The organism is Xanthomonas sp. F10, assembly GCF_014206815.1.
In the GTDB taxonomy this organism is placed as follows: Bacteria; Pseudomonadota; Gammaproteobacteria; order Xanthomonadales; family Xanthomonadaceae; genus Xanthomonas_A; species Xanthomonas_A indica.
The window spans coordinates 562,898-576,219 of sequence record NZ_JACHNP010000002.1 but is presented as its reverse complement, the minus strand read 5'-3'; the positions used below and the strand labels follow the sequence as shown (position 1 = coordinate 576,219).

Below are 13,322 nucleotides of genomic sequence, written 5' to 3'. Positions count from 1 at the left end.
CATCGCCGCATTCGCGGCCACGCTGACCTTCGTCGCCACCACCACCCGCGCTTTCGCACACCGCCATCAGCCGCTGCTGCCGCCGCATGTGCCGCCCGCGGCACTGCCGCCAGCGGCCGACGCCGCGGCGCCCGCCCCCGACCCGTCGCTTCCCAGGAGACCCCGTGATGGCCGGCTTCGCCACCCTCACCTCGCGCAGCGTGGTGCTGCGCCAGACCAACATCGATACCGACCAGATCATCCCGGCACGGTTCCTGTCCACCACCGAACGCGCCGGCCTCGGCCGCCACGCCTTCAACGACTGGCGCTGGCAGGCCGACGGCACGCCGAACCCGGAGTTCGCCTTCAACCAGGCGCACAACGCCGGCCGCCAGATCCTGCTGGCCGGGCGCAACTTCGGCTGCGGCTCCTCGCGCGAGCATGCGCCGTGGGCGCTGACCGACCTGGGCCTGCGCGCCATCGTCAGCAGCGAGATCGCCGACATCTTCCGCAACAACAGCCTCAAGAACGGCCTGCTGCCGATCGTGCTGGCCGAGGACGACGTGCAGACGCTGATGCAGCGCCCGGACGACGAACTGACCGTGGACGTGGCCGCGCGCGAACTGCGCACGCCCGACGGCCGCGTCTACGCCTTCCCGCTCGACGCGTTCTCGCAGACCTGCCTGCTCGAGGGCGTGGACGAGATGGGCTACCTGTTGCTGCGCCAACCCGACATCGAACGCTACGAGGCCACCCATGCACGCTGACATCGTCGTCCTGCCCGGCGACGGCATCGGTCCGGAAGTCGCCGCCGCCGCGGTCGCGGTGCTGCGCGCCGTGGCCGCGCGCCATGGCCACGACTTCCAGTTCCAGGAACACGACATCGGCGGCATCGCCATCGACCGCCACGGCGAGCCGTTGCCGGCGGCGACGCTGACCGCCTGCCAGCGCGCCGACGCGGTGCTGCTGGGCGCGGTCGGCGGACCGAAGTGGTCCGATCCGAATGCCAAGGTACGCCCCGAGCAGGGCCTGCTGGCGATCCGCCGCGGCCTGGGCCTGTTCGCCAACCTGCGCCCGGTCAAGCCGCACCCGGCGGCGCTGGACGCCTCGCCGATCAAGCCGCACCTGCTGCAGGGCGTGGACATCGTGGTGGTGCGCGAACTGACCGGCGGCATCTACTTCGGCGACAAGACCCGCAGCCCCAGCGACGCCAGCGACCTGTGCCGCTACACCGTCGCGGAGATCGAGCGGGTGCTGCGCAGCGCGTTCCGCCTGGCCCGGCAGCGCCGCAACCACGTGGTCTCGGTGGACAAGGCCAACGTGCTGGAAACCTCGCGGCTGTGGCGCGACGTCGCCGCGCGGATCGGCCGCGAGGAATTTCCCGACGTGCGCCTGGAACACCAACTGGTCGATTCGATGGCCATGCACCTGCTGGCCAAGCCGCGCGAGTACGACGTGATCGTCACCGAGAACATGTTCGGCGACATCCTCACCGACGAAGCCTCGATGCTGGCCGGCTCGCTGGGACTGCTGCCGTCGGCCTCGCTGGGCGAAGGCCGCATCGGCCTGTACGAGCCGATCCACGGCTCGGCGCCGGACATCGCCGGCAAGGGCATCGCCAATCCCTACGCGACCATCCTCAGCGCGGCGCTGCTGCTGCGCCACTCGCTGGGCCTGGAAGCCGAAGCCGTGGCGATCGAGCAGGCCGTGAATGCCGCGCTCGATGCACAGGCGTTCACCGCCGACCTTGCCGCACCGGGCCAGGGCATCTCCACTGAGGCCGCCACCGAGGCGGTGCTGCAGCGCCTGCAGGGCTGATCCGCGCCGGCGCCACTGGCGCCGGCCGCCTCCCGCCCGCCGCGACGATGCGGCGGATGTGGAGCGCTGCCCTTTCTCTTCGGTGCGCCTGCGTGGCGCCTGCGTCATCGCCCCTGCGCAGTCCTAGGCCACCGCGCGGACCATGCGCCGCGCCTACGCCGCCTCACCGCCCTAGCCGATCACCCGATCGCGGCCTTCGCGCTTGGCCTGGTACAGGCGCTTGTCGGCCTGCACCAGCAGGTCGCGGCGGGTGCGCAGGGCCGGCGACAGGCAGGCGAAGCCGATGCTGGCGGTGAAGCGCACCGCGCGTCCGTGGTCGTCGTGCAGCACCAGATCGGCGATGTGCAGGCGCAACGCGTCCAGGCGCGCCTGCGCCGGCTCCTGGTCCAGGCCCGGCAGCACCAGCAGGAACTCCTCGCCGCCATGGCGCGCGGCGAAGGCCTGCTCGCCGAGGCTGGCGCGCAGCGCCTCGCCGACCCGGCGCAGCACCTCGTCGCCGATCTCGTGGCCGTAGGCATCGTTGATCTTCTTGAAATGGTCGATGTCCAGCAGCGCCACGCACAGGGGCGTGCGCGTGCTCAGCGCCCGCTCCAGCGCCGCGTTGAGGTAGGGATCGCCGGTGCGCCGATTGGGCAGGCCGGTGAGCGCATCGTGCCCGGCCTGGTAGGCGAGCTTGCGCACCAGGTCCTCGCGCTCGAGGTTGGCCAGCTTCAACGCCAGGTTCTTCGCCTTCAGTTCGTGGGTGCGCTCGGCGATGATGGTGTTGAGCCGGCGCTGGCGGCGCCGGTAACGGCGGCTGCGGCCGCGGTACCACCACAGGAGCAGGCCGGTCGCGCACAGCGCCACCAGGACCACGAACGGCCAGCGTTCCCAGAACGGCGGCACCAGCTGCAGGCGCAGCGAGGCGCTGCCGATGCGCTCGCTGCGCGACCAGTCCAGCGGGCTGGTCATCGCCTGCACGTCCAGGCGGTAGCTGCCCGACGGCAGGTTGGTGTAGACCGCTTCCTCGCTGCTGCCGGCGTCGACCCACTGCCGATCGAATCCCTGCAGGCGGTAGCGGTAGCGCACCTTGTCCGGCGAGCGGAAGCTCAGCCCGGCATAGCCGATCGCGAGGCGGGCAACGCCGCCGTGCAGGCGGTAGTCGCCTTGCAGTGGCTGCGCCACGCCATCCACCTGCACATGGGAGATCACCAGCGGCGGCGCACGCACGTTGCGCCGGCTCGGCAGCGCCGGATCGATCAGCGCCAGCCCGGCCGAGGTCGGGATCAGCAGCACGCCGTCGCGGCTGCGCCAGCCCGCCGGCGCACTGCTGCCGTTGCCCTGCCCGCCGGGCATGCCGTCGCTGCGATCGACCACGTCCACCGCCAGGGTGCTGCGCTGGCCGGCGTCCAGTTCCGCCAGGCGCGCACGCGCGATGCGCAGCACGCCGCGATTGCTGTCCGCCCACAGGTTGCCGTTGCCGTCGTCGAGCAGGCGGAACAGCTTGTCGCGCGGCAGGCCAACGCTGTGGTCGTAGATGCGCCACTGCCCGTCGCGCAGGCGCAGCAGGCCGCGGTCGCTGGCGACCCACAGGGTGCCGTCGGCATCCTCCAGGAAATCGAAGGCGTTCTGCGCCGGGAAGCCGTGGCCGCTCGGCCGCGCCTGCAGTGTGCCGTCCGCGGCGAGCGTGGCGATGCCTTGGTTGGTGCCGATCCACAGCACCCCGGCACGGTCGCGGTACAGCGTCTGCACCTGCCGCCCGGGCAGGCCCTCGGCGGTGCCGTAGGCCCGCGTGCGATCGCCCTTGCGATACAGCAGTCCCTCGTTGCCGCCGATCCACAGGCCGCCGTCGGCATCGGCCAGCAGCGCGCGCACCATGGTCCGCGGCACGCCCGCGGCCACGCCCAGGCGTTGCCGGATGCTGCCGTCGGCCGACAGCAGCAGGACGCCCTGGTCGTAGGTGCCGACCCACATGCCGCCGTCGCGGGCGGCGGCCAGCGCCAGCGCAGAGGGATCGCGACCCGGGCGCTCGCTCAGCCGCACCGCGCGGATGCGGCCGTCCTGCCAGCGGTCCAGGCCGGCGGCATGGCCGATCCAGATCGCGCCATCGGCGTTCTGCTGGACCACGCGCACGTAGTCGCTGCCGAGCCCGTCCTGGCGGGTCAGGCCGCCGGCATCGCCGTTGGCGACGCGGAACAGGCCATCGGTACTGCCGGCCCATACCAGGCCCTCGTGGTCCTCGATCAGCGCCGGGCTGACCACGCCGGAGATCGACAGCACTTCCTCGGCGCCGTTGGAAGCGCGCCGCAGCAGTTGCCCACTGGACAGACTCATCCACAGCTGGCCCTCGTGGTCCTGCAGCGCGGCATCGACGCGCTGACCGCGCCGCAGCCATTGCAGGCCGCCGTTGGCGCCGAGCCAGAACACGCCCTCGTCGCTGGCGACCAGCAGGCCGCCCTGGCGGTCGGCGGCCAGGCGCCGGATCGACGCGGTGCGCATCGCTGCCGCGCCCCAGCGCTGTGCCTGCGTGCCGTGCGCGGCCATCCGGAACAGCCCCTGCGGCGTGCCCACCAGCACCGCATCGCGGTAGCGCAGCAGGGCAGCGATGCGGGTCTTGCCCAGCCCCGCGGCGGCACCGACGTCGACCAGGCGGCCGTCGGCCTCGATCCGGAACAGGCCGTCCTCGCTGCCGACCCACAGTCCGCCGTCGGCGTCGCGCAGCATCGCCGTGACCCGCAGCCGCTGCGCGCGCGCATCGCCCAGATGCTCCCAACGCCCGGCGGCGTAGCGGAACACGCCGTCGTACGCGGTGCCGACCAGCATGCCGCCGTCGGCGTCGGCGAGCAGCGCGAACACTCCCGACAGCTCCATGCCCGGAGTGTTCTGTCGATCGAAGACGGTGAAGGCGCGGCCATCGAAGCGCGCCACGCCTTCCCAGGTGCCGACCCAGATCATGCCGTCGCGATCCTGCGCCAACGCGTGCACCAGGTTGTGCGGCAGCCCCTCTTCCATGGTCCAGCGCGCGATCACCGGGCGCTCGAGCACGGCGCGCTCGGTCAGCGGCGCGGCCGGTTCGGCGGCGCGCGCGACGACGCTGGCACACCACAGCGCCAGCAACAGGCACAACATCACACCCACGCGGTGACACAGCGCATGCGCGCCGTCGCGACTATCGTGACGCCGATCCCCTTGTTCCATCCCTTTCCGAATCACACCGGCAACGGCGCGCGGTACCCCCTGTGGGCAGATACCTAATCTATCACCGCCTGTTCGCTGCCGATGTCAGGGACTTCCTGACGGCTGGGCGGTCCTGGGGCGGCCGGCGCACGCCTTCGCCGGCTTCCGGCGCAGCGCGGCCGAACGCAGCGTCACAATAATGAACCCACGGGTCTAGTATAAATATCGAACCGACTGGTCTAGTATTGCCGCCATGGTCAGCAAATCGCCCGCCGCCTCCGCCAAATCCTCCTCGCGTCCCGCCGGGCCCGGTCGCCCCAAGGACATGGGCAAACGTGCCGCGATCCTGGAGGCGGCGCGGGAGATGTTCACCGAACTGGGTTTTGGCGGGGTCAGCATGGACGGCATCGCCGCCCGCGCCGGCGTCTCCAAGCTCACCGTCTACAGCCACTACGGCGACAAGGAAACCCTGTTCGCCGAGGCGGTGCGCGCGCAATGCCAGGCGCTGCTGCCGGACGACCTGTTCGGGCATGCGCTGAAAGGCCCGCTGCGCGCGCAGCTGGTGGAGATCGGCCTGGCCTTCTTCGCCATGATCAGCAGCGAGGCGGCGATGGCCACCCACCGCATGATGCTGACCCCCGGCACCGGCGACGACCACGTCCGCGAGATGTTCTGGAACGCCGGTCCCAAGCGCACCCAGCAGGACCTGGCGACGCTGTTGCAGGCGCATGTCGCCGCCGGCGAGCTGGACATCGCCGACCTGAACCTGGCCGCCTCGCAGTTCTTCTGCCTGGTCAAGGGCGAGCTGTACTCGCTGATGATGTGCGGCCTGTGCCGCGACGCCGGCCAGGACCGGATCCGCGCCCACGTCGAGGCCAGCATCGACTTCTTCCTGCGTGCCTATGCGTCGCGCTAGCCCGGCCGCCAGGCCATTCCCCGGCGCCGATGACTTCCGGCACTGCGCGCCGGGCCGTCCGGCGGCGATGCTGCGGCATACGCCCGGCCTCCGTGCCGGCTAAAATGCCCGGCCCTCCGCGTTGGATGCCCGAAATGACGATCGACTACTCCCAAGCCCGCGAAAAGATGGTGGAACAGCAGGTCCGTCCCTGGGACGTGCTCGACCTGCGCGTGCTCGACGTGCTGTCGCGGCTGCCGCGCGAGACCTTCGTGCCGCCGGCGCACCGCGCCGTGGCCTACGCCGACCTGGAGATTCCGCTGGGCCACGGCCAGTACATGATGAAGCCGGTCATCGAAGGCCGCATGCTGCAGGCCCTGGACCTGCAGCCGGGCGAGGACGTGCTGGAGATCGGCACCGGCAGCGGCTTCGTCAGCGCCTGCCTGGGCGAGCTCGGCCGCGAAGTGGTCAGCCTGGAGATCGAGCCGGCCCTGGCCGCTGCCGCGCGCGCCAACCTGGACGCCGCCGGCCTGGGCAGCAACGTCCGCATCGAGACTGCCGACGCCTTCGCCTGGAACAGCGAGCGCCGCTTCGACGTGGTCTGCGTGACCGCCGCGGTCACCGAGATCCCGGCCCAGTTCCTGGCCTGGCTGCGCCCCGGCGGACGCCTGTTCGCGATCCGCGGCCGCGCGCCGGTCATGGAAGCGGTGCTGGTGCATGCCGAGGCCGGCGCGCCGCGCACGGAATCGCTGTTCGAAACCGACCTGGCGTACTACCTGCGAGGCGCCGCGCCAGTCCCCCAGTTCACATTCTGATCCATCAAGGAAGCCGCAATGATCCGCCGATCCCTCGTCCTGGCGCTGGCCGCCGCGCTGTCTCCGCTGGCCGCCAACGCCACGGACCTGCTGCAAGTCTACGAAATGGCCCGCAACAGCGACCCGCAGTTGGCCTCCGCGGAATCGACCCGGCTGTACGACAAGGAAGGCGAGGTGCAGGCGCGCGCCGCGCTGCTGCCGCAGATCAACGGCAGCGCGTCGCTGCAGCGCAACCATAGCGAGGTCGAGCGCGGCGGCGGCGAACTGTCCGGCACCGGCAAGAGCCGCAGCTATGCGGTGCAGGGCCAGCAGACCCTTGTCAACTTCGCGCAGTTCTCCAACCTGCGTGCGCAGAAGGCCCGCGGCCAGGCCGCCGACTACACTCTCGACGCAGCCAACGACGACCTGATCGTGCGCACCTCGGCGGCCTACTTCAACGTGCTGGTGGCGATCGAGTCGCTGGTCGCCGCCGAGACCAACGAAGCCGCCGCCAAGAAGCAGTTCGACTACGCCGACAAGCGCCTGGAAGTGGGCCTGGCACCGATCACCGACGTGCACGAAGCGCGCGCCGAGTACGACCAGGCCCGCGCCGACACGATCACCGCACGCAACTCGCTGCAGGACCTGTACCAGGCGCTGACCGAGATCACCGGCCAGCCGGTGCGCGACCTGCGCGGCCTGCCGGAGGACTTCCGTCCGCAGCTGCCGGCCACCGGCGGCGACATCGACAGCCTGATCGCCTCGGCGCTGGACAAGAACCCGTCGCTGCGCTCCTACCAGTACCAGGTGCAGGCGGCCGAGGCCAGCGTCTCGGCGGCACGCGCCGGGCACCTGCCGACGCTGAACCTGTCGGCCAGCGCCGGCCGCGACGCGAACTGGGGCGACAGCGTCTCCGGTAGCGGCAGCACCCCGCGCGCCGACAGCAACACCATCGGTCTGACCCTGAACATCCCGATCTTCGCCGGCGGCGCCACCCAGTCGGCCGTGCGCCAGGCCCTGGCGCAGCGCGACATCGCCCAGGACACCTACGAGCTGCAGAAGCGCGCGCTCGACCGCAACACTCGCAACGCCTACCAGACGGTGGTGGCCGGGATCAGCGAGATCGAGGCGCGACGCCTGGCGGTGGTGTCGGCGCAGGCCGCGTTCGACGCCTCGCAGGTCGGCCTGGAAGTAGGCACCCGCACCGTGCTCGACGTGGTGCAGAACCAGCGCACCCTGTACCAGGCGCAGCTGGCGTACGCGCAGGCCCGCTACAACTTCCTGCAGAACCGCCTGCTGCTGAGCCAGGCGCTCGGCTCGCTGGACGTGGCCGAGGTGCAGTCGATCAACGCGCTGCTGACCCAGAGCGCCGAGTCCAAGCTCAACTCCGCCAGCAGCACGCAGTAAGCGCGTTCGCTGGCGCGAACACAGAAACGGCGGGCCTTCGGGTCCGCCGTTTCTGTGTTGGGGAGCCACTAGAGGCGATGTGTCGGAGCTCTGCCGCCCGCTCGCGGGTCGCGGCTGAAGCCGCTCCTACGGGGCGCGCATGGCGATGCGACACACGCCCCACGCCCCACGCCGTACAGCGTAGGCCCCGCGCCACTAGCGGAACGAACGCCGCACTGGCCGCTGACGCGACGCTCCGGCAGCCACTGTGGGAGGGACTTCAGTCCCGACGCGCTGTGCCAAGGAATACGATGGGCGAACGGAAAGTGCCTCATGCGTCGCGACTGAAGCCACTCCCACAAGGGGTCTTTCTAGAATTCGGATGCCGTCGCAGATCCGTAGGAGCGGCTTCAGCCGCGACGCGCTTTACCGGGAACGCCCGTCGCGGCTGACGCCGCTCCTACGGGCGAGCGCATCCCGAGCGACGCAGGTCACTCCTCCGCGCCCGCCAGCGGCGGCAGGTGCGGCGCGATCAGTTGCAGGGTCCGCTGCAGCGCGCCGCGGCCGTTTTCGACCAGCGCGCAGCCGGCCTCGGCCATGCGCTTGCGCGCCTCGGCATCGGCCAGCAGGGTCTGCAGGGCCGCGCACACGGCACCGGCATCCTCGCAGATGGCGACCGCGCCGGCCTCGCGCATGCGCCGCGAGATCTCGGAGAAGTTGTGCAGGTGCGGGCCGGTGACCGACGGCGTGCCGACGGCGGCCGGCTCCAGCAGGTTGTGCCCACCGATCGGCTGCAGGCTGCCGCCGACGAAGGCCACCTGGGCGCAGGCGTAGAAGCCCATCAGTTCGCCCAGCGTATCGATCACGAACACCGCATCGTCGGCGCCGGGCCACTGCTGCTGGCGACGCGTGGTCACCCGCCAGCCCTGGTCGCGCGCCAGCGCCTCGACCTTGGCAAAACGTTCCGGATGCCGCGGCGCCCACAGCAGCAGCACGTCCGGCCATTGGCGGCGCAGTTGCCGATGCATCTCGATCACCGCCGCCTCCTCGCCATCGTGGGTACTGGCGGCGATCCACACCGGACGCGTCGCCGGCACACGCGTACGGAACGCGGCGACGACGTCGGGCAGGTGCGCAGGCGCGGCGATGTCGAACTTCAGATTACCCAGCGCACGCACCTGCTCCGGGCGCGCCCCCAGGGCGACGAAGCGCTCGGCGTCCTCCTGCGATTGCGCCGCCACACAGGTAACGGTGCGCAGCGCGCGCCCGATCAACGGCCGCAGCACCCGGTAGCCGCGCAGCGAGCGCGCCGACAGCCGCGCATTGAGCACGTACACCGGGATGCCGCGGTCGCGACAGCCGAACAACATGTTCGGCCACAGCTCGGTCTCCAGGATCAGCGCCAGGCTGGGGCGGAAATGCTGCAGGAAGCGGCCGACGCTGCCGGGCACGTCGTAGGGCAGATACACATGGTCCAGGGCATCGCCCCACAGCGCGCGCACCCGCTCCGAGCCGGTCGGGGTGATGGTGGTGATCACCCAGCGGATGTCCGGGCGCTGCGCGCGCAGCGCGTTGACCACCGGCGCGGCGACGTTGACCTCGCCCACCGAGACCGCGTGCAGCCAGACCCGCGGGCGCCCGCGCGCCTGCGAATACGAGGCGTAGCGCTCGTCCCAGCGCTGGAAGTACTGGCGCACGCGGAAGCCGCGCCAGACCAGGTGATAGACGGTGACCGGCAGCAGCAGATAGAGCACGGCCGAGTACAGGCCGCGCAGCAGCCGCTCGATGAAATCGTTGCGCATCCGGACAGCATAGCCGGTTGCGCGCGGGCGGCGGCAGACGATCGCCAGGCGCGCCGACGCGGCCGTGCGCGTGCCCGGCTAAACTTGGCGCATGTCTGCCGCTCCCACTCCGCCCGCCTCCGCGACCCACGCCGCACCGCCGCCGCGCTCGCCCCGCCACTGGCTCACCTGGCTGCTGCTCGGCCTGGCGGTGATCGCCGCGCGCCTGCCCTGGCTGCTGCAACGCGCCCTGGGCCGCGGCATCGGCTGGCTGGCGCTGCGCCTGGCCGGCACCCGCCGCCATGCCGCCGAGGTCAACCTGACACTGTGCTTCCCGGAGCAGAGCGCGGCCTGGCGCGAACGCCTGCTGCGCGACAGCTTCGATGCGCTGGGCGTGGGCGTGTTCGAGTTCGCCCGCGCCTGGTGGGGCGGCATCGGCGCGATTCGCCGGCGCACCCGCATCGAAGGCCTGGAACACCTGCAGGCGCTGCAGGCGCAGGGCCGCGGCGTGCTGCTGGTGTCGGGCCATTTCATGACCCTGGAGATCTGCGGCCGGTTGCTGTGCCAGTACGTGCCGCTGGCCGGGATGTACCGGCGCCACCGCAATCCGGTGTTCGAATGGGCGGTCAAGCGCGGCCGCCTGCGCTACGCCACCGCCATGTTCGCCAACGAGGACCTGCGCGGCAGCGTGCGCCATCTCAAGCGCGGCGGCTTCCTGTGGTACGCCCCGGACCAGGACATGCGCGGCAAGGACACGGTGTTCGTGCCGTTCTTCGGCATGCCCGCGGCCACCATCACCGCCACCCACCAGCTGGCGCGGCTGACCGGCTGCGCGGTGGTGCCGTACTTCCACCGCCGCGAAGGCGCCGACTACATCCTGCGCATCGCGCCGCCGCTGGAGGACTTTCCGTCGGAAGACATGGTCACCGACACCGCGCGGGTCAACGCCGCCATCGAGGCGATGGTGCGCGAGGCGCCGGCGCAGTACCTGTGGATCCACCGCCGCTTCAAGCGCCAGCCCGGCGGCCGCAGCGACTTCTACGAGCGCGGCTGAGCGCTCAACCCGGCGCCGCGGCGTTGGCGCGCTCGCCCGGTTCGGGGTCGTTCGCCAGCAGCGCGCCGGCGTACAGGCCGATCAGCAGCATGGTCAGCCCGCCCCAGAACGACGAGTAGAACGCCAGGTGGGTGTTGAACGGGAACACCGTGATCAGCAACGCCTGCATCGCCGGGCGCGCGCGTTCGCGCGCCTGCGCCGACGCATAGCGCCAGGCGCGCCATGCCTGCGCGGCACCGGCAAGCCACAGCAGCAGGCCGATCACGCCGGTCTCGGCGAGCACTTCGAGCACGATCTGGTGGGCATGGAACGCCGGCTCGCGCCCCCATTCCCCGCCATGGGTCGGATCCGGGTCGCACCCGACGTAGGCCTCGCGGAAGCCGCGTACGCCGACGCCGTTGATCGGATGCTCGCGAATCATGCACCACGCAGCGGTCCAGATCTGCGCGCGCCCGGTCAGCGCCGCGTTGAGGTCGGCCGGATGCCCGCTGAGCGCGCGCGCGGTGCGCTCGAAGCGGTCGTGCACCTGCGGCGACACCACGCCCAGCACCCCGGCCACCAGCAGCGCGGCCACGCCCAGCGCCAGCAGCTTGCGCGCGCCGAGCAGGCGCCAGCCCGACAGTACCAGCAGCACCGCATAGGTGATCCACGAGGCGCGCGATCCCGCCAGCACCAGCACCACGCCCACCGCGGCCGCGGCGAGCAGCCAGCCCCAGGCACCACCGCGGCGCGCCGCCACCCACAGCAGGAACGGCGACACGCTGGCCAGCACCTGGCCGAACTTCAGGTTGCACGGGCCGAACACGCCGCTGAGGCGATCGGCCAGGGCGATCTCCTGCGGCGTGCACAGGCCGTGGTGGCTGATCGCCCACTTCAGTTGGTCCATCGACCAGAACAGCGGGCTGGTGCCGCACAGCGCCTGCGCCAGTGCGTCCACGGTCCAGAGCGCGGCGATCACCGCCACGCCGTTGAAGGTGATGCGGCGTCCGCGCGGCGTCGCCACCGCCATCGCCACCAGCCACAGGAACGGCAGGAAGCGCAGGTCCACCGCCGATTCGCGCAGGGCCAGCGGCACGTCCACCGCGCCCAGCGCCGACAGCGGCTGCGGCAGCCAATAGGCGAAGAACAGCAGCGTGGTCAGCGCCCAGGCCGGGCCGCTGAGCAGGCGCCCGCCCCCCCGGAAGCGGCTGTGCAGCAGGCGCGCCAGGGTGACCAGGGCGCCCAGCGCCAGCACCCCGGCCGCCAGGCCCGGCGCCGGCCACAGCGCGACGAAGAGCAGCACCCAGACCGGCGCCCAGCGCTCGCGGACCTCGGGCAAGGCGGAAGCGGACAGGGAACCGTCAGGGCCGGAGTTCGTCATAGATCGCCAAGGTACTGCGCTGCATGGCCTGCAGCGTGTAGGGGAGCGCCGCCGGCGGCGCGGGAGGTTGCGCCAGCAGCGCACGCGCGGCGGCCTGCAGGGCTCCGGCATCGAAGGTCGCCACCGCGCCGGCGGGCTGCAGCTGCGCGAGCAATTCGCCGACCCCGCCATGCGCCCAGCCCAGCACCGGCCGCCCGACCGCCAGCGCCTCGACCACGGTGCGGCCGAACGCCTCGGGCTTGCGCGAAAGCTGCAGCACCAGGTCGCTGGCGGCGTAGGCCTCGGCGATACGCGCGGTCGGCGGCGTGAACGCCACCGCGTCGGCCACGCCGAGTGCGGCGGCCTCGGCTTCCAGTTCGCTGATATAGGCCTCGCGCCCGGCCTCGCGTGCGCCGGGCAGCCACAGCCGCGCGTCGCGGCCGTCGCCGCGCAGCGCCGCCAGCAGGCGCAGCGCGTCGGCGTGGCCTTTGAGGCGGGTGCCGCGCCCCGGCAGCAACAGCAGCGGCCCGTTCCCGGCCAGCGCCGGCGCCTGGCTGGCCGCCCAGGCCCGCGCCTGCGCATCGGGCCAGGCACGACGCGGGAACTGCGCCGGATCGATGCCGCGCGGCACCACCCGCAGGCGCGCCGGATCGGTCTGCGGATAGTGCTGCAGCACGTAGGCGCGCACGGTCTCGGACACGCAGATGACCCGCTCGCCGCGGGTCATCACCGCGCTGTAGCGGCTGGGCGAGTTGAGCCCGTGCACGGTGGTGACCAGGCGCGGGCGCTGCGCCGCCGGCATGCCCTGCAGCGCGCGCCAGCCCAGCCAGGCCGGGAGCCGCGAGCGCGCGTGCACGATGTCGGCGCGCTCGCGCGCGAACAGGCGCCGCAGCGCGGGCACGTGGCGCAGGGTCAGCAGGGATTTGCGGCCAATGTCCAGGGCAATGTGCTCGGCGCCGGTGGCGGCCAGCGCGGGCAGCAGCCGGCCGCCGGCCGAGACCACCAGGGCACGATGCCCGGCATCGACCAGGGCCTGGGCGATTTCCAGCGTGGAGCGCTCGACGCCGCCGGACTCCAGCGCCGGCAGCAGCTGCACCACGGTCAGGCGGTGCATCGAACC

The 13,322-nt window shown here is 72.0% G+C and carries 10 protein-coding genes; 6 read left to right on the top strand and 4 right to left on the bottom strand.

The window, feature by feature from the left end:
* The first annotated feature begins 167 nt into the window (after positions 1–167).
* A complete protein-coding gene (gene leuD / locus FHR56_RS13975) occupies positions 168–746 on the top strand; it encodes a 3-isopropylmalate dehydratase small subunit (RefSeq protein WP_017914017.1) in 579 nt (192 codons plus the stop codon).
* A complete protein-coding gene (gene leuB, locus FHR56_RS13970) occupies positions 736–1,797 on the top strand; it encodes a 3-isopropylmalate dehydrogenase (RefSeq protein ID WP_160945349.1) in 1,062 nt (353 codons plus the stop codon). The genes leuD and leuB overlap by 11 nt, the downstream gene beginning before the upstream one ends.
* A 171-nt stretch (positions 1,798–1,968) precedes the next feature.
* Here leuB and FHR56_RS13965 read toward each other — a convergent pair whose 3' ends face one another.
* Complete coding sequence (locus tag FHR56_RS13965) at positions 1,969–4,905, bottom strand: diguanylate cyclase (protein ID WP_237473010.1); 2,937 nt, start codon at positions 4,903–4,905, stop codon at positions 1,969–1,971.
* Positions 4,906–5,206: 301 nt separating this feature from the next.
* On the opposite strand from FHR56_RS13965, the gene FHR56_RS13960 reads away from it, so the two are divergent.
* From FHR56_RS13960 to FHR56_RS13950, 3 genes are all read left to right on the top strand, one after another.
* Positions 5,207–5,869 (top strand): TetR/AcrR family transcriptional regulator, encoded by a 663-nt coding sequence (locus FHR56_RS13960; RefSeq protein ID WP_184502649.1) that lies wholly within the window; start codon positions 5,207–5,209, stop codon positions 5,867–5,869.
* A gap of 134 nt (positions 5,870–6,003) precedes the next feature.
* Complete coding sequence (locus FHR56_RS13955; RefSeq protein WP_160945352.1) at positions 6,004–6,663, top strand: protein-L-isoaspartate O-methyltransferase; 660 nt, start codon at positions 6,004–6,006, stop codon at positions 6,661–6,663.
* Positions 6,664–6,681: 18 nt separating this feature from the next.
* The gene (locus tag FHR56_RS13950) at positions 6,682–8,049 is read left to right on the top strand and encodes a TolC family outer membrane protein (RefSeq protein ID WP_160945353.1); all 1,368 of its coding nucleotides are present in this window, start codon (positions 6,682–6,684) and stop codon (positions 8,047–8,049) included.
* 470 nt (positions 8,050–8,519) lie between these two features.
* On the opposite strand, the gene waaA is transcribed toward FHR56_RS13950, so the two are convergent.
* Positions 8,520–9,830 carry a lipid IV(A) 3-deoxy-D-manno-octulosonic acid transferase gene (gene waaA, locus FHR56_RS13945; protein WP_160945354.1) on the bottom strand — a complete coding sequence of 437 codons (1,311 nt, stop codon included), beginning with the start codon at positions 9,828–9,830 and terminating at the stop codon, positions 8,520–8,522.
* A 91-nt stretch (positions 9,831–9,921) separates the two neighbouring features.
* On the opposite strand from waaA, the gene FHR56_RS13940 reads away from it, so the two are divergent.
* Complete coding sequence (locus FHR56_RS13940; protein ID WP_160945355.1) at positions 9,922–10,863, top strand: LpxL/LpxP family Kdo(2)-lipid IV(A) lauroyl/palmitoleoyl acyltransferase; 942 nt, start codon at positions 9,922–9,924, stop codon at positions 10,861–10,863.
* 4 nt (positions 10,864–10,867) lie between these two features.
* Here the strand turns inward: FHR56_RS13940 and FHR56_RS13935 are convergent, their stop codons facing one another.
* Positions 10,868–12,223 (bottom strand): O-antigen ligase, encoded by a 1,356-nt coding sequence (locus tag FHR56_RS13935; RefSeq protein WP_160945356.1) that lies wholly within the window; start codon positions 12,221–12,223, stop codon positions 10,868–10,870.
* The gene (locus FHR56_RS13930; RefSeq protein WP_160945357.1) at positions 12,204–13,316 is read right to left on the bottom strand and encodes a glycosyltransferase; all 1,113 of its coding nucleotides are present in this window, start codon (positions 13,314–13,316) and stop codon (positions 12,204–12,206) included. Before FHR56_RS13930 ends, FHR56_RS13935 begins: the two co-directional genes overlap by 20 nt.
* Positions 13,317–13,322: the final 6 nt, after the last annotated feature.